Origin of the sequence: Pseudofrankia sp. EUN1h (genome assembly GCF_001854645.1) — a bacterium.
GTDB lineage: Bacteria > Actinomycetota > Actinomycetes > Frankiales > Frankiaceae > Pseudofrankia > Pseudofrankia saprophytica.
The window spans coordinates 207,565-223,789 of the sequence record NZ_MBLN01000045.1 but is presented as its reverse complement, the minus strand read 5'-3'; the positions used below and the strand labels follow the sequence as shown (position 1 = coordinate 223,789).

Below are 16,225 nucleotides of genomic sequence, written 5' to 3'. Positions count from 1 at the left end.
CCGCGGGCAGAGCCGCTGGACGAATGGCGCCGGACGGGCGTCGAAACAACCCGGACACGGCGGTGCTCACTGAAGGCTACCGCAGAGACAGCGCGACCGGGGCTCGGGGCGCCGCGGTCCGCGCGCGGCGCGGCCGGGTGGCACGCGACGCCGGACTGTCGCTGTCCGGGTGCAGTATCGGGAATGTGATCGAGCTGGACACCCCGCTGCGGCACCTGCTGCCGGCGAAGGACGCGAAGCGGCTGGGCGAGCGCCCGCTCGAGCTGGTCACCGTCGCCGACCTGCTCGAGCACCTGCCGCGGCGCTACCACCGGCGTGGGGAGCTGACCAACCTCGCCGACCTCGTCGAGGGCGAGGTCTCCACCGTGCACGCGCGCGTCGTGAGGAACGAGAGCAAGACGGCCCGCACCGGACGGCGCTACGCGGTCCTGACCGTGACCGACGGGACCGCCCAGATGACCGTCACCTACTTCAACCCGGCCAGGTCGCCGGCCCGCCGGCTGTCGGCCGGCTCGGTGGCGGTGTTCTCCGGCAAGGTCGACCGGTTCAACCAGCGCCTGCAGATGGTCAACCCGGAGACGCACCCGCTGGAGGACGACGACGGCCCGGGCGACGACCCGGACAGGTGGGCCAGGGCGCTGGTGCCGATCTACCCGGCCACCGAGCAGGTCAACTCGCCGGCGATCGGTCGCTGCGTGCGGGTCCTGCTCGACACCCTGGGCGAGCTGCCCGATCCGCTGCCGGCCGACCTGCGGGCTCGCTACCGCCTGGTCGACCTGCGCAAGGCCTACGAGCTGGTGCACCAGCCGGAGTCGACGGGCGACGTCGAGCGCGCCCACCGGCGGCTGAAGTGGGATGAGGCGCTGACGCTCCAGGTGATCCTCGCCCAGCGCCGGCGGGCGATCTCGGCCATGGCGACAGTCGCCCGTCGGGGCCGTCCCGACGGCATCCTCGCGGCGTTCGACGGCCAGCTGCCGTTCGCGCTGACCGACGGCCAGCGCGGCGTCGGAGCGACCATCGCCGGCGAGCTCGCGCGTCCCGTCCCGATGCACCGGCTGCTGATGGGCGAGGTCGGGTCGGGCAAGACCGTGGTCGCGCTGAGAGCGATGCTCGCCGTCGTCGACGCCGGTGGCCAGGCCGCCCTGCTCGCACCGACCGAGACCCTCGCCGTCCAGCACCACCGGGGCGTCCGCGCCCTGCTGGGCGGCTTCGGGCGAGCGGGCGAGCTGGATGAGACCTCGCCGGCGACCAAGGTCGCACTGGTCACGGGCTCGCTCGGCGCGCGCGCGAAACGCGAGGCGCTGGCCGCCGCCGCCGACGGGAGCGCCGGCCTGGTCATCGGCACGCACGCCCTGCTGCACGAGGGGGTGGCGTTCCGGGATCTGGGGCTGGTCGTCGTGGACGAGCAGCACCGGTTCGGCGTCGAGCAGCGGGACGCGCTGCGCGCCCGCGCCACCGACCCGCCGCACGTCCTCGTGATGACGGCGACGCCGATCCCGCGGACCGTCGCGATGACCGTGTTCGGCGATCTGGAGGTCTCCACGCTCACCGAGCTGCCCGCCGGCCGGTCGCCGATCGGCACGTTCGTCGTGAACGGGGCCGAGCATCCGAGCTGGCGGGGCCGGATCTGGGGCCGTATCCGGGACGAGGTCGCCGCCGGCCACCAGGCATACGTCGTGTGCCCGCGGATCAGCACCGTCGCGGGCGGCTCGGCGGACGACGAGGACCTGCCCGAGGACGAGGCGGAGGCCGGGCGACCCGGCTTCGGCGACGGAACCGGCTCGCTCGCCGGCGTCGGGGTCGAGGAGCTGCTGCCCTGGCTCGCCGAGGGGCCRCTCGCGGGCCTTCGGGTCGCCGCGCTGCAYGGCCGGCTGCCTGCGGACGCCAAGGACGCGGTGATGACCAGGTTCGCGGCCGGCGAGGTCGACGTGCTGGTCGCGACGACCGTGATCGAGGTGGGCGTGGACGTCCCCAACGCGACGGTGATCGCCATCCTGGACGCCGACCGGTTCGGCGTCTCCCAGCTCCACCAGCTTCGCGGCCGGGTCGGGCGTGGGCAGGCCGCCGGCGTCTGCCTGCTGCACACCGAGGTCGGCGGCGACACGCCGGCCACCCAGCGGCTCGCGAACGTCGCGGCGACCACCGACGGCGCCGAGCTCGCCCGCCTCGACCTCGGCCAGCGCCGTGAGGGCGACGTGCTGGGCGCGAGCCAGTCGGGCCGCGGCCGCTCGGTGCGCCTGCTGGAGTTGCTCAAGGACGAGCGGCTGATCCTGGACGCCAGGGAGGAGGCGGGCCGCGTGGTCGACACCGACCCGGACCTGTCCTCCCACCCGGCCCTGGCCCGCCGCGTCCTGCTGGCCCTGGACGACCGGCCGGTCGAGTACCTCGAGAAGGGCTAGACCAAAGTCGCTCCCCCGGAAGATCGGCTGGCGCCGACCTTCGGGGACCCCTGCGGCGACGATGGCGAAGCCTCGCGTGGCCGGAGGCCCTCAGATATCGCTAGACCCAGAGTGTCGGTCGGGGGGATGAATGACGCGGATCGTGGGCGGGGTCGCGGGTGGGCGCCGGCTCGCCGTGCCGCCGGGAACGGGAACCAGACCCACCTCGGACCGGGCGCGGGAGGGGCTCTTCAACTCGCTGACGACCCTCGTCGACCTGTCGGGTGCCCGGGTCGCCGACCTGTACGCGGGCAGCGGGGCGGTCGGCCTGGAGGCGTTGTCGCGGGGCGCCGCGCACGCCCTGCTCGTCGAGCGTGACCCGGCCGCGGCACGGGTCGCGCGGCGCAACGCCGCCGAGCTGGGCCTCACCGGCGCCGAAGTCGTCGTGGGTGCCGTCGAACGTGTGGTGGACACCACTGTCGGGCAGCCCTACGACGTGGTTTTTCTAGACCCTCCGTATGCACTCGCTGACGTTCGGCTGGCCGATGTGCTTCATCGGCTCGTTGATCAGCGCTGGCTGGATAAGGACGGTGTCTGTGTGGTCGAACGGGCCCGCCGCTCGCCGCCGCCGGCGTGGCCGRACGGGCTGGTCGAGGTCCGTTCGAGGGGGTACGGAGAGGCGGTCCTCTGGTACGGTTGTCGATCATGAGGAGGGCTGTCTGTCCTGGTTCATTCGACCCGATCACGAACGGCCATCTCGACATCGTCATGCGGGCGAGCAAGCTCTTTGACGAGGTCGTCGTCGCAGTTCTGATCAACAAGACGAAATCCACCCTGTTCACGGTGGAGGAGCGGATGGAACTCATCCGCGAGGCGGCCCGGGAGCATCCGCAGGGGGTCTCCAACGTCGTTGTCGAGGCGTCGCACGGGCTGTTGGTCGACTTCTGTCGAGCTCGCGGTATCTCGTCGATCGTCAAGGGCCTTCGTGCGGTGAGCGACTTCGACTACGAGTTGCAGATGGCGCAGATGAACAACCGGCTGGCCGGCGTCGAGACGCTCTTCATGAGTACCAATCCGCAGTACGCGTTCCTGTCCTCCAGCCTCGTCAAGGAGGTCGCGCGCTACGGCGGTGACGTCACTGGCCTGGTCCCCGACGTCRTCCTCAAGCACCTGCGCGAGCGGCTCTGAGGGCGGGGTGGGTGCCAACCCTGATCAGGCTGTGCCAACCCTGATCAGGCTGGGGCGAGGGGTTGGTCGCGGGGATCGGATAGGCTGGTCGTCTGTGCCTGGAGCCGACGGCGTCCGGGTGCCCTTCGGCCTACCGCGTGCGCGTGTCGCGCGCCCGTGCCGCGAGAGCACCACTGGACACGACGGCCCGGGCCGCCGAGCCATGTCCTATCAAGATCACCTCGACGAGATTCCGTGACCCCCGCAGCCATGACCGGACAAGCTATGACCGGACATCACCGTCCCCGCCGCCAGACCCCGCGCGGTCCCTTCGTGCTCGACACCCGCGAGCTGGGCCGTCGGCCGGGGACGATGAAGCCTGTCGTCAGGACGGTGCTGGCGCCGGACGGACTGGGCACCCCGATGCTGCGGGTGCCGACGGGCGGGCCGGTCGAGCTGGACCTCCGGCTCGAGTCGGTCCACGAGGGCGTGCTGGTCAGCGGGACGGCCTCGGCCGACCTTGTCGGTGAGTGCTCCCGTTGCCTCGACGAGGTGCACGACCACGTCTCCGTCGAGCTGCGCGAGCTGTTCTACTACCCCGACCGGGCCACCGAGATCGACGAGGAGGACGAGGACGTGCTCGCGGTCGTGGACGACCACGTCGACCTCGCGCCGGTCGTGCGGGACGCCCTGGTCCTCGACCTGCCGCTCTCGCCGTTGTGCGATCCCGACTGCTCCGGTCTGTGCGTCGACTGCGGCGTGCGGCTGGACGACGTCGACCCGGACCACTCCCACGACGGTGCCGACCCCCGGTGGGCCGCGCTGTCGGCCTTGACCGAAGCTGGATCCGCCGGCGATGTCGCCGGGCGGGAAACGAAGGAGAAGGACTAGTGGCCGTCCCCAAGCGGCGGATGTCGCGCAGCAACACCCGGTCTCGGCGGTCGCAGTGGAAGGCGACGCTTCCGGCGTTGTCCCGCTGCCCGCGCGGGCACGTGGTCCGGCAGCACAACGCCTGCCCGACCTGCGGCCGGTACAACGACCGACAGGTGCTCGACGTCTGATCTCGACGTGACCCGCGTCGCCGTAGACCTCCTCGGAGAGGGCGTCCCGCCTGAGTCGGTGCTGGACGCCCTGCCTGCCGCGCTGGACGCCGATCCGGAGCTGGTGGTCACGCTCGTCGTCCCACCAGGCCGGACGGCGGAAGATCTCGCCGGCCGCGGCATCGTGACCGGGGAACGCGTCCACCTGGTGACCGCCGCGCGCGGCATCCCGGCCGGCGCCGACGCCGTTCGCGACGTGCGGGCCCGGCGGGACAGCGGCGTACGGGTGGCCGCCCGGCTCGTCCGTGACGGCCGTGCCGACGCGATGGTCTCCGTCGCGCCGCCCGAGGCGGTCGCGGCGGCGGCGCTGTTCACGTTCGGTCTGCTGCCCGGCGCCACCAGGGCGTCGCTGGCGGCCGTCGTGGACGTCGGCCGCGCGCCCGGCGTCGTGCTGTGTGACGCCGGCGCCTCGGTCGACGTCGCCGCGGACGACCTTGCCCAGTTCGCGCTCGCCGGTGCGGCGTACGCCCGGGTCCGCGCCGGTTCCGGTGAGCCGGGGGTCGGCCTGCTCACCGCCCGCCCCGCGCTGCCGGACACGATGCGCCGGGCGGCACACGAGCTGCTCGGCACGCTCGGCGTCGACTACGTCGGCCAGGTGGACGCCGGTGCGCTGGTCCATGCGGGCCGGTCCGCCGGCAAAGGCCCCGACGTCGTCGTGACGGACGGGTTCACCGGTGACGTCGTGCTGGCCTGCCTGCGGGCGGTCAGGGCGGCGGTGCCGACGACCGTTCCGGACGCGCAGGCGAGTCTCGACCCAGCCTGGCGCAGCCCGGCCGGCCCGGATCTGCAAGGGGGAACGATCGTGCTGGGAGTGGACGGCGTCGCGGTGCGGGCGGGCGATCCCGTCGGCGGTCCCGACGACCTCTCCACCGGCATCCCGGCCGCGCTCGCGACGGCGGCGACGGTGTGGCGCGGGGGGCTCGTCGCCCAGATCCGCGCCGAGCTCGTCCGGCTGATCGCCCGGCGCAGAGCGATCGCGGGGCTGTCCCTGTGAGCCGGGGCGCGTCGGTCCCTCAGGCCCGCGAGGATCTGCTTGCCGCGCTTGGCCTGCGCATCGACCCCGATCTGCTCGACAGGGCGCTCACCCATCGGTCGTACGCCTACGAGAACGGCAACCTGCCGACCAACGAGCGGCTGGAGTTCCTCGGTGACGCCGTGCTCCAGCTGGTCGTCACCGACGCGCTGTACCGGCGCCATCCAGACCTCGCCGAGGGCGCGCTCGCCAAGCAACGCGCCTCGGTGGTGAACATGCGGGCACTCGCGGCCGTGGCCCGCGACATCGGATCCGTGGGGATCGGTCCCTACCTGCTGCTCGGCAAGGGCGAGGAGACCACGGGCGGCCGGGACAAGCCGAGCATCCTCGCCGACACGCTCGAGGCGCTCATCGGCGCGGTCTACGAGGAGCTCGGGCTCGAGATCGCCTCCGCCTTCGTGCACCGCTACTTCGACCCGCTGCTCGACGAGGCGGCCGGCCGCGGGGCGGGCCTCGACTGGAAGACCTCGTTGCAGGAGCGCACCGCGGAGCTGGGGATGGGCCCGCCCGACTACGTGGTCACCGACTCCGGCCCGGACCACGCCAAGCGGTTCCGGGCGCGGGCCCGCATCTCCGACCGGATCTACGGCGAGGGCGAGGGCGGCAGCAAGAAGGAGGCCGAGCAGCGAGCGGCCGAGCACGCGTTCGTCGCCCTTCAGGGCCTCACCTCGGCCGCCGCCGCGGCCTCGGGCACCCCGGCCGGAGGCGCCCCGGCGGACCCGTCCCCGGTAGACCCTTCCCCGGCCGTACCGGTGGCCGGTGTCGTGGACCCGCCGTCGCGAGCGGCCGGCGTCGAGGGCGACGGGGCAACGGGCCTGGACGGGCTCACGCCGGCCGGAGCCTCGGCCGAGGCCGCGGCGCCCGCGTCCGCGGCGGAGCCGGGCTGAGCCATGCCGGAGCTGCCTGAGGTCGAGGTGGTGCGGCGCGGTCTGGAGCGCGGCGTGGTCGGCCGCACGATCGCGAAGGTCAGTGTGCTGCACCCGCGGGCCGTGCGCCGGCACGTGGCCGGCACCGCCGACTTCGAGGCGGCGCTCACCGGCCAGACGGTCACCGCCGCGCGTCGCCGGGGCAAGTACCTCTGGCTGGCGCTCGCGGCTCCAGACGGCCTGGACACGCCGCTGGAGAATCTTCCGGACACACCGCCGGACAGGTCGGGCGTGCCCGAGGCATCGCTCGTCCCGCCCCTGCCGCCCCTGCCGGCCGGCGACGGGGACGCCCTGCTCGGGCACCTCGGCATGAGCGGTCAACTGCTCGTCGTGCCGCCCAGCACGCCGGACCAGACCCATCTGCGGATCCGCTTCACCTTCACCGACGGCGGGCGCGAGCTCCGGTTCGTGGACCAGCGCACCTTCGGGGGGATGGCGATCGCGCTGGGAGGAGCGTCGCTGCCCGCCCCGATCGCCCACATCGCCCGTGACCCGATGGATCCGCTGTTCGACGACGACGCCTTCGTGGCCGGGCTCGCGGCCCGCCGCACCGGCCTCAAGCGGGCGCTGCTCGACCAGCGGCTGGTCAGCGGTATCGGCAACATCTACGCCGACGAGGCGCTGTGGGGCGCGAGGCTGCACTATGCCAGGGCGACCGAGACCCTGCGGCGGCCCGAAGCCGTCGGCCTGCTCGCCGAGGTGCGCGCCGTGCTGACCTCGGCCCTCGCGGCGGGGGGCACGTCGTTCGACCGGCTCTATGTCTCCACCGAGGGCGTCAGCGGACTGTTCGAGCGGGAGCTCGCCGCCTATGGCCGCGAAGGGGAGCCGTGCCGGCGGTGCGCGAGCCAGATCCGCCGCGACGCGTTCATGAACAGGTCCAGCTTCAGCTGCCCCACCTGTCAGCCGCGCCCCCGCGGCGGTCGCTGGTAGGCCGTCGGGAGGGGTAGGCCGCCGGGCACAGCTGCCCCCGGGCACGGCTRCTCGCCGCGGCGGGGTGTCGATTCGGGGGGTGCACCCCCCGACGTCCCTAGGGTCGTGTCTGCACCCACACTGGGCGCTGACCAGGTGCGCCGTCCTCGCTGCGCGGTGACGAAGGAGACGACCCATGAACTCGGACGCCCTGCTGGGACGGGTACGCAAGCTGCTCGCGATGGCCGAGTCCGAAGGGCTGACYGACGCCGCCAGGGAGACCTACAACGCCAAGGCCGCCGAGCTGATCGCCCAGTACGGCATCGACCGCGCGCTGCTCGAGGAGGCCGGGCCTGGCAAGGTCGCCGCCGCCGACCTGGCGCTCGACATCCACCCGCCGTACGCCCGGGACAAGATCACTCTTCTGGCCAGCATCGTCGTGCCGTTGGGCTGCCGACTGGTGCACCGCACGGAGCGGGGAAAGGGAGGYACAGGTCACACGGCGCACCTGTTCGGCATGGAGGCCGATCTCACCCGGGCCCAGCTGCTGTTCACCTCGCTGCTCGTCCAGCAGGCGCATGGGATCGCGGTGGCCGTGCCGCCGTCCTGGGAGGACCCGCGGGCGTTTCGCCGGTCCTGGATGGCGGGGTTCGCGGTCGCCGTACAGCAGCGGCTGACCGTCGCGGAACAGGCCGCGAGGGCCGCGGCCGAGCCGGCGACCGGCGAGTCCGGTACCGGGGCCTCGGTGGCCCTCGTCCTCGCCGACCGTTCCGACCGGGTCGAGGCGCACCTGTCGAGCGTCTACCCGCACCTGCGGGCGGCCCGGGGACGTCAGTTGTCCGGCTCCGGCGGGCGTGCCGGCTACGCCGCCGGCCAGCGTGCCGACCTCGACACCCAGCGCCGGGTCGAGACGCCGACCGCCCGTCGTGCCCTTGACTGAGGCGAGGCTCGCCCCGAGCCGGCGCTCACTCCACCTGGATCCGGCGCGAGGTTTCTCCGAAGCCGGAGTTCTTAGAGCTTGCCGCCCGGGAGGTTCGGGGCGGCGGTCTGGGTCGGGCCGGCTGTGTGCGGAGGCGCGTAACCGTCGGTGGGCGCGGGTACGGCGCTCACGTTGCCGAACGGGGTCGCGCTGGGCCCATCCACGATCGTGGCGCGCGGCACCGGCACGGAGCCGCCGTCCTGCTGGAAGTTCTGGCCACAGCCGGCCAGCAACAGCGAGCCGCTGAGGGCTCCGACGGTGACGGCCGCCATGGCGGCTCGTCGGCCTGGTCGGGCGGGCCGCGCGCCGCGCCGGATCAGGCTGCTGAGGAGGAGAGATGTCGTGTTCACGATGGCTCAGTAGCCTACCGTGCCGATGAATGACCTTCCTCAGAAGCGGCCGCCGGTTCAGCCGGGTGGACCAGCGAACACAGCTGGTGAGCAGTCCCGGGAGACGGTGGCCGTGGGCTCGCCCGTGCGGCTGACGGCCTCCGTGTTCGGCGTGGTGCAGGGTGTCGGCTTCCGGGACTACGTGCRCACGAAGGGCCGTCGTCTCGGTCTGGTGGGCTCGGCGACCAACCGCGTGGACGGCGGAGTCGACGTCGTGGCCGAAGGGCCGCCGGAGGCCTGTGACGCGCTGCTGGAACTCCTTGTAACCGGCCACACCCCCGGGCGGACCGATCGGGTAGAACACATGATCGGCCCCGTGGTCGGCGGCCTGGCTGGGTTTGTGCGTCGCTGAGCCTCGTCGCCCCGTTGACCTGGACAGACAGGCCTGACGGTTAGGTCGAATCGAGGCTCAAGATTCCCGAGTTCTAGGGACGGATGCCGTCCCATGTGGCATGCTCTTGACTTTCGGTGACTGGGTGTGGGAGGCTTAGGTCATTCTTTGGGGCGCACTCCGCCTACGTGTGCGACGCAAGGTCGTGTGCATCGGCCGKGGTGAACCAGCGGCTGGAGCTATACCAGTGGTTGGATGGGACGGCTTCAGCAGCTTCGTCCCGGCTTTGTCGCGCCCAGCACCCCGCAAGGTCACTCATCGTGGAGGACCATCACCATGGCGAAGGCCCTTTTCGGCCACGTCGGTTCCGGCAACGACCTCCGGCTCTCGTACGAGGTACGTCGGCTGCGCGCTCGCGTAGCCGAGCTCGAGGCTGAGCTTGCTCGGAGTCGTGCCGTCAATGACGCGCTCGTCGGCGTCGACGTTCCGGAGGACGTCCGTGAGCTGGACGTCGAGCCGGCCCTGACCTGACCTGTTAGCCGCCCTCTGGGGGCGGCTCGTCGGGCTTCGGGTCAGACGTCTGTCCAGGGATGGCTCCCTGGAACCCCCGATGTCGTGCTTTGGTCGGCCTGTCACTCGGGTCTGTTCTTGGATCACTGAAGGATCCTTGAGCACCCGGATGCCTCCCGGCCTGGCTGCCCGCGGTCCGGCAATCTTCCCGGTAGAGCCCTCGAGCGACGTTCCGGGTGCCCGAAACCGATCTTCGGATCGGATCCACCGGTACCCGTTCGTCCATGCCTTGACGGTTCCGCGGCTGGGCGAGTGGGCGGGTCTGGAGTTGTCCATCCCGTTCACCGTCTCGGTCTTAAGCCTGCCTGGTGGCTGTCGTTTTGGGAGTGGTCTCCTTGTGAGCCTCCCCAGCGATATGTCGACAGGGTTCGGTGCACATCCGCCGGTTTCGCGGGCGTTCGCGGCTGTTGCCGCCGCGCCGCGGCCTCGGTGGGCCTTTCGGGCTTGAGTGCCCGCCTTCGCGTCGTGGGCCACTGAGGTGCGTCGCCAGGCGGGTTGGCAGCCCTGGGTCAGTGCTGCCCTCGTCGCGGGCCCATACTCCTGTTGTTCCAACCATGTATACCCACCTGATCCACAATCCCGGGGACGGGATCCTGGTCAATTCGGCGGGCTCTGCCGGGTCAGCCGGGTCGCCGGCGGGTCAGCCGGGCGGGGGCGTCTCGGTTGGTGACCACGTGGGATCCAGATGTCCGTGATCTACGGATCTTGGTGTCCCGGCGTGGCCGTGGTGGTGCGTGGCAGACTATCGCGTTCTGGCCACACCAGGCACGCAGTGGCGTGTCCTTTTCGTGACAGTGAGTTGGCGGATATCGTGGGCGGCGGCCCGGAGACGGGCCGGCGGCGGCGCCCACGATCCCTGGTCGGCGGCCCTGATCGGCGGCCGGCCGCGGGGGAGCTCGTCTGGTCGTTCCCCGCGCACCGCGACGCTCATCCGGAGGGTGACCTTCGCGCCCGACCACGACCGCCCCATCGCTGCGGAGACCGGTGTACCTCAAGAGCCTGACACTGCGGGGCTTCAAGTCCTTCGCGAGCTCGACCACGCTGCGCCTCGAGCCGGGGATCACCTGTGTCGTCGGGCCCAACGGCTCGGGCAAGAGCAACGTCGTCGACGCGATGGCCTGGGTGCTCGGCGAGCAGGGCGCGAAGGCGCTGCGCGGCGGCACGATGTCCGACGTCATCTTCGCCGGGACGCCGTCGCGGCCGCCGCTGGGCCGCGCCGAGGTGCTGCTGACGATCGACAACTCCGACGGCGCGCTGCCCATCGAGTACAGCGAGGTCACGGTCGGGCGGCTGATGTTCCGCAGCGGCCAGAGCGAGTACACGATCAACGGCACCTCCTGCCGCCTGCTGGACATCCAGGAGCTCATGAGTGACTCCGGGATCGGCCGCGAGCTGCACGTGATCGTCGGCCAGGGCCAGCTGGACGCGGTGCTGCACGCGAGCCCCGAAGAGCGGCGGGCGTTCATCGAGGAGGCCGCGGGTGTCCTCAAGCACCGCAAGCGCAAGGAGAAGGCGCTTCGCAAGCTGGAGGCGATGGCGGCCAACCTCACCCGGCTGACCGACCTGTCCGCCGAGCTGCGCCGCCAGCTCGGCCCGCTGGGCCGGCAGGCGGAGATCGCTCGCAAGGCTGGCGTCATCCAGGCGACGTTGCGCGACGCGCGGCTGCGGCTGCTCGCCGACGACCTGGTCACCGCGCGGACGGAGCTCGCCGCCGACATCGCCGACGAGGAGACCGTCCGGGCCAGGCTCGCCGAGACCGAGGCCGCCCACGCCGCCGCCGCCGAGCGGGAGCAGGCGCTGGAGGCCGAGCTCGCCAGGATCGTCCCTCGCGCCGCCGCGGCCCAGGAGACCTGGTACGCCCTGTCGTCGGTGCGTGAGCGGCTGCGGGGCACCGGCCAGCTGGCCACCGAGCGCTCCAGGCTGCTGCGTGCTGGCGCGCAGGCCACCCGGGGCGGGCGCGACCCCGAGGAGCTGGAGCAGGAGGCGGCGGCCGTCCACGAGCGGGAGGCCGCGCTGCAGGCCCGCCTGGAGCGCGACCGGGACACGCTGACCGAGGTGACCAGCCGGCGCGCCGAGCTGGAGGCTGCCCTCGCCGCCGAGGAGCAGGCGCTGCTCACCGCGAGCCGCGCCGCCGCGGCCCGGCGGGAGAGCATGGCCCGGCTCGCGGGCAAGGTCGAGACGGCCCGCTCCCGGGCCGCGGCGGCGGAGGCCGACATCGTTCGGCTCACCGAGGCGCTCGACGCCGCCCAGGCCCGGGACGCCGAGGCCAGCGGCTCGCGCGAGGCGCTGGACACCGAGCTCGCCAGGATCGAGACGGAACGCGACGAGCTGGCCAGCCGGCACGAGTCGGCCGTCACTCTGCACGCCGCCGCGACCGAGCGGCTGGAGGCGCTGCGGACCCAGGAGCGCGGCGCCGACCGGGACCGTGCGTCGGCCGCCGCCCGCCGGGAGGCGCTCTCGCTTTCGCTGGCCCCGGCCGACGGCGCCGCCGCGCTGCTCACGGCCACCGGTGAGGGTCCAGCTCCGGACGAGCGGGAGTCCGCGGGCGGCGGGCGAGCCGGTGGGGGCAAGCCTGCGGGCAAGGGCAAGCAGGGCCGGCTGGCGGAGGCCGCCCGGGTGCCCGATCCGCCGCGGACCCCGATCCAGGTCGTCGGGCGGCTGGTGAACATCCTCGCGGTCACCCCGGGCGCAGAGGTGGCGATCGCCGCCGCCCTGGGGCCGGCCGCCGACGCGCTCGCGGTCGGGTCCGTCGACGACGTGGTCGCCGCCCTGGACTGGCTGCGCACCGCCGAGGCCGGCCGGGCCGCCTTCGTGCCGGCGTTCCCGCCGCCACCGGTCGCGCCGGCGGCGGCCGAGCTGACCGAAGGCCTGCCCGGCGGGGCCGTTCCGGCGCTGGAGCTCGTCCGGGTCGTCGACCAGCGGTTCGCCCCGGCCGTCGCCGCCATTCTCGGCGGGGTGGTGGTCGTCGACGACCTGCCAAGCGCGGCCAAGCTCGCCGCGGCTCGCCCGGGTCTGCGGCTGGTGACCCGTGACGGCGACACCCTCGGACCGCCGGCCGCGGTCGGCGGCAGCGCGCACGCGCCCTCGCTGCTGGAGCTGGCCGCCGCCGCGGAGGAGGCCGCCGCCGCGATGGCCGCCGCCGAGGCGCGGGCCGAGGCGTCCCGTACCGCGATGGAGCCCGCCCGCGAGGAGGTCGCGAGGACCAGGGCCGCGATCGACGCGGCCAACGCCGACCGCTCCGCCGCAGGCGCCCGCCACCGGGCGCTGACCGACCAGCTCGCCCAGCTGGACCGGGGCCGGGGCTCCGTCGCCGGGGAGATCAACCGGCTGGAACGCGGCCGGCTCGCCGCGGAGGCGACGCGCGACCAGGCCTACGRCGCGCTCGCCGAGCTCGAGGCGGCGCTCGCGGCGAGCGACGACGAGCTGGACGTCGACGAGCGGCCCGCCGAGGAGCGCGACCGGCTCGTCGCGGCCACCTCCGCCGTCCGGGGCGAGGAGGTCGAGGCCAGGCTCGCGGTGCGTACCAGCGAGGAGCGCGCCCGGGGGCTCGCCGGCCGGGCCGACGCCCTGCTGCGCCAGGCCGCTCAGGAGCGCTCGGCCCGCGCGGCGGCCGCCCGTACCCGGGCGCTGCGCGAGCGCCAGGCGAAGATCGCCGCCGCCGTCGCGGTCGCGGCCGACGAGGCGCTCGCCGCGTGCGAGACGTCGCTGGCCGCCGCCGCGGCCGAGCGGGAGCAGGCGGACACCGCCCGCCGGGCGACCGACACCGAGCTCGCCGGCGTGCGTGACCGGGTGCGCGCCTACGCGGCGGCCCTGTCCGCGCTGCGCGACGAGGCGCACCGGGACGAGCTGGCGCGGGAGACCAAGCGGCTGCGATCCGAGGCGCTCGAGGCCAAGGCGCTGGAGGAGCACGGCATCGCCGCCGACGACCTGGTCGCCGAATACGGCCCCACGCTGCCGGTACCCCCGGATGAGGAGGGTGGCAAGGAGCGGCCCTTCGACCGCGCCGAGCAGACCGCGAGGCTCGCAGGCGCGGAGAAGCAGCTGGTCCGGCTCGGGAAGATCAACCCGCTCGCGCTCGAGGAGTTCGAGGCCCTGCAGGAGCGGGCCGCCTTCCTGTCCGCGCAGCTCGACGACATCAAGAACACCCGGCGTGACCTGTTGCTCGTCGTCGAGGAGGTCGACTCGCGGGTCCGTGAGGTCTTCGCCGCCGCGTTCCAGGACACCGCCCGCGAGTTCGAGATCGTCTTCGACACGCTGTTTCCCGGCGGCGAGGGCCGGCTCGTGCTCACCGACCCCGAGGACATGCTCACGACCGGGATCGAGGTGGAGGCCCGGCCGCCTGGCAAGAAGGTCAAGCGGCTGTCGCTGCTGTCGGGCGGCGAGCGCTCGCTGACCGCGCTCGCGATGCTGCTGGCGATCTTCCGGGCCCGCCCGTCGCCGTTCTACGTCCTCGACGAGGTGGAGGCGGCGCTCGACGACCGCAACCTCGGCCGGCTGCTGAACGCCGTCGAGGGGCTAAGGCAGAAGTCGCAGCTGATCATCATCACCCACCAGAAGCGCACGATGGAGATCGCCGACGCGTTGTACGGCGTGTCGATGCGCGGTGACGGCGTGACCACGGTGATCAGTCAGCGGCTGCGCGAGCGGGCCTCCGCATAGGCGCTTCGGGCGTGGGGCGCGGGCGGGGTGACCTCGGCYGGCCGGGGCTGGAAGGATCGAAGCGTGGAGTACCTGTACATCATCGTCGTGGTCGCCGTCCTGCTGGTGGTCGCGGGCGGGGCGCTGGTCGGCAACGCGGTGCGCCGCCGGCCCCGGCTGCCGCGGGCCCGGTCCGGCGCCGAGGAGCTGACCGGGACCGGGCCAGCCGGCGGTGTCGGCACGCTGGAGGCACCACCCGGCGCGCTGGAGGCGGAGGCGGTCGCCCCGGCCGAGGTGGCCCAGCCGCCCGGCCTCGAGGTGCCGGCGCCCGCGGTGGGCCGGCTCGTCCGGCTGCGCGCCCGGCTGGCCCGCTCGCAGTCGTCGCTCGGCCGCGGCCTGCTGTCACTGCTGTCCGGCGACGAGCTCTCGGACGAGGACTGGGAGGACGTCGAGTCGACGCTGCTGCTCGCCGACGTGGGTGTCGGCGCGACCGGCGAGCTCGTCGCGGCGCTGCGGGAGCGCACCGCCGTGCTCGGCGCCCGCGGCTACAACGACGTGCGGGAGATGCTGCGCGACGAGCTGCTCGCTCAGATCGGCACTACCGCCGACCGGTCGCTGCGCGTCTCGGCCGAGGACCGGCCCGCGGTCATGCTGGTCGTCGGGGTCAACGGCACCGGCAAGACGACCACGTGCGGCAAGATCGCGCGACTGCTGGTGGCCGACGGCCGGTCGGTCGTGCTCGGCGCGGCCGACACGTTCCGTGCCGCCGCCGCCGACCAGCTGGAGACCTGGGGCGGCCGGGTCGGCGCGGTGACGGTCCGCGGGTCGGAGGGCGCGGACCCGGCGTCGGTCGCCTTCGACGCGGTGAAGCAGGGCATCGCGGACGGCGTCGACACCGTCGTGATCGACACGGCCGGCCGTCTGCACACCAAGGTCGGACTGATGGACGAGCTTTCTAAGATCAAGAGGGTCATCGTCAAGCAGAGCCCGGTCGACGAGGTGATCCTCGTGCTGGACGCGACGACCGGCCAGAACGCCCTCATCCAGGCGAGGGTCTTCGCCGAGGCCGTCGCCATCACCGGCGTCGCCCTCACCAAGCTGGACGGCACCGCGAAGGGCGGCATCGTCATCGCCGTCCAACGTGAGCTGGGCGTCCCGGTCAAGCTGGTCGGCCTGGGCGAGGGTCCCGACGACCTCGCGCCGTTCGAACCCGAGGGCTTCGTCGACGCCCTGCTCGGCGAGCCCGTGAGCTGACCTGTCCCGAACGGCCTGGTACATCGCCCTACCGCCCCACCGGCCGGCTGGCCGGGCGGTAGGCCGGGGCCCGCGGATGGGGTATCCGTTCTCGTCTCGGAGGCCGCCGAGGCAGTGGGATCGGCTGGAAAATGTAGATGTGGCCTGAGACACACCAAGTTGCCTCCAGGCCTTTCTTTCGGYGCTGGACTCGATCTAGCATCTTTGGGCGGTCTTCTTTGGCCCGCTGACCGCGCCCCGCACGTCCGTGAAGATCCCCACCGGCGCGGTCCGGATCGGGGAACCAGCGTCCGGCGAGGTGTCCCGCCCTCCTCAACGGAGAGGGCGGACCAGGCTGGCGTCATCGCCAGCCCGAGTTCGTGCGGCATGCCTCGCCGGACCTGGGGCGCTCCCGTTGCCGGACGCTCCGCGCCCGCAACCGGGCAGCGCCTATCGGGCGCTGAGCGCCCTCCTGCGTGGTTCCGGGCTGAGGCATATGGCGGTGGTCGGGCTGCGGCCGGCTCGGTGACGTGGCTGGGTTGGTGCTGCGCTGATGCGCTGTCACCAGCTGT

At 73.2% G+C, this 16,225-nt stretch carries 14 protein-coding genes; 13 read left to right on the top strand and 1 reads right to left on the bottom strand.

What is annotated here, in order from left to right; genetic code table 11:
- Nucleotides 1–23: 23 nt before the first annotated feature.
- The 9 genes from BCD49_RS12000 (at nucleotide 24) to BCD49_RS11960 (ending at nucleotide 8,453) form a co-directional block, all read left to right on the top strand.
- Entirely contained in the window at nucleotides 24–2,399 is a 2,376-nt protein-coding gene (locus tag BCD49_RS12000; protein WP_007516657.1) for a helicase-related protein, read from the top strand.
- 130 nt (nucleotides 2,400–2,529) lie between these two features.
- Entirely contained in the window at nucleotides 2,530–3,087 is a 558-nt protein-coding gene (gene rsmD / locus BCD49_RS11995; RefSeq protein WP_071041483.1) for a 16S rRNA (guanine(966)-N(2))-methyltransferase RsmD, read from the top strand.
- Nucleotides 3,084–3,566: a pantetheine-phosphate adenylyltransferase gene (gene coaD, locus BCD49_RS11990; protein ID WP_071041482.1), complete on the top strand. Its 483-nt coding sequence runs from the start codon at nucleotides 3,084–3,086 to the stop codon at nucleotides 3,564–3,566. Before rsmD ends, coaD begins: the two co-directional genes overlap by 4 nt.
- A gap of 264 nt (nucleotides 3,567–3,830) precedes the next feature.
- On the top strand, nucleotides 3,831–4,436 hold the full coding sequence (locus BCD49_RS11985) for a YceD family protein (RefSeq protein WP_007516662.1): 606 nt from the start codon (nucleotides 3,831–3,833) through the stop codon (nucleotides 4,434–4,436).
- Nucleotides 4,436–4,606: a 50S ribosomal protein L32 gene (gene rpmF / locus BCD49_RS11980; protein ID WP_007516664.1), complete on the top strand. Its 171-nt coding sequence runs from the start codon at nucleotides 4,436–4,438 to the stop codon at nucleotides 4,604–4,606. Before BCD49_RS11985 ends, rpmF begins: the two co-directional genes overlap by 1 nt.
- Nucleotides 4,607–4,613: 7 nt before the next feature.
- Nucleotides 4,614–5,639 (top strand): phosphate starvation protein PhoH, encoded by a 1,026-nt coding sequence (locus BCD49_RS11975; protein ID WP_007516665.1) that lies wholly within the window; start codon nucleotides 4,614–4,616, stop codon nucleotides 5,637–5,639.
- Entirely contained in the window at nucleotides 5,636–6,565 is a 930-nt protein-coding gene (gene rnc, locus BCD49_RS11970) for a ribonuclease III (protein WP_007516667.1), read from the top strand. Before BCD49_RS11975 ends, rnc begins: the two co-directional genes overlap by 4 nt.
- Before the next feature lie 3 nt (nucleotides 6,566–6,568).
- The gene (gene mutM / locus BCD49_RS11965; protein ID WP_007516668.1) at nucleotides 6,569–7,534 is read left to right on the top strand and encodes a bifunctional DNA-formamidopyrimidine glycosylase/DNA-(apurinic or apyrimidinic site) lyase; all 966 of its coding nucleotides are present in this window, start codon (nucleotides 6,569–6,571) and stop codon (nucleotides 7,532–7,534) included.
- Nucleotides 7,535–7,709: 175 nt separating this feature from the next.
- Nucleotides 7,710–8,453, top strand: a complete 744-nt coding sequence (locus BCD49_RS11960) for a DUF2786 domain-containing protein (protein WP_007516670.1) — start codon at nucleotides 7,710–7,712, stop codon at nucleotides 8,451–8,453.
- Nucleotides 8,454–8,524: 71 nt separating this feature from the next.
- Here BCD49_RS11960 and BCD49_RS11955 read toward each other — a convergent pair whose 3' ends face one another.
- Nucleotides 8,525–8,764, bottom strand: coding sequence for a hypothetical protein (locus BCD49_RS11955; RefSeq protein ID WP_007516672.1), 240 nt, complete (start codon nucleotides 8,762–8,764; stop codon nucleotides 8,525–8,527).
- Nucleotides 8,765–8,954: 190 nt separating this feature from the next.
- Here BCD49_RS11955 and BCD49_RS11950 point away from each other — a divergent pair, with 190 nt between their 5' ends.
- From BCD49_RS11950 to ftsY, 4 genes are all read left to right on the top strand, one after another.
- A complete protein-coding gene (locus BCD49_RS11950; protein ID WP_083401402.1) occupies nucleotides 8,955–9,233 on the top strand; it encodes an acylphosphatase in 279 nt (92 codons plus the stop codon).
- A 315-nt stretch (nucleotides 9,234–9,548) separates the two neighbouring features.
- On the top strand, nucleotides 9,549–9,743 hold the full coding sequence (locus BCD49_RS11945; RefSeq protein ID WP_007516676.1) for a hypothetical protein: 195 nt from the start codon (nucleotides 9,549–9,551) through the stop codon (nucleotides 9,741–9,743).
- A 1,023-nt stretch (nucleotides 9,744–10,766) separates the two neighbouring features.
- Nucleotides 10,767–14,441: a chromosome segregation SMC family protein gene (locus BCD49_RS11940; protein WP_071041480.1), complete on the top strand. Its 3,675-nt coding sequence runs from the start codon at nucleotides 10,767–10,769 to the stop codon at nucleotides 14,439–14,441.
- Nucleotides 14,442–14,504: 63 nt separating this feature from the next.
- Complete coding sequence (gene ftsY, locus BCD49_RS11935) at nucleotides 14,505–15,674, top strand: signal recognition particle-docking protein FtsY (protein WP_007516679.1); 1,170 nt, start codon at nucleotides 14,505–14,507, stop codon at nucleotides 15,672–15,674.
- Nucleotides 15,675–16,225: the final 551 nt, after the last annotated feature.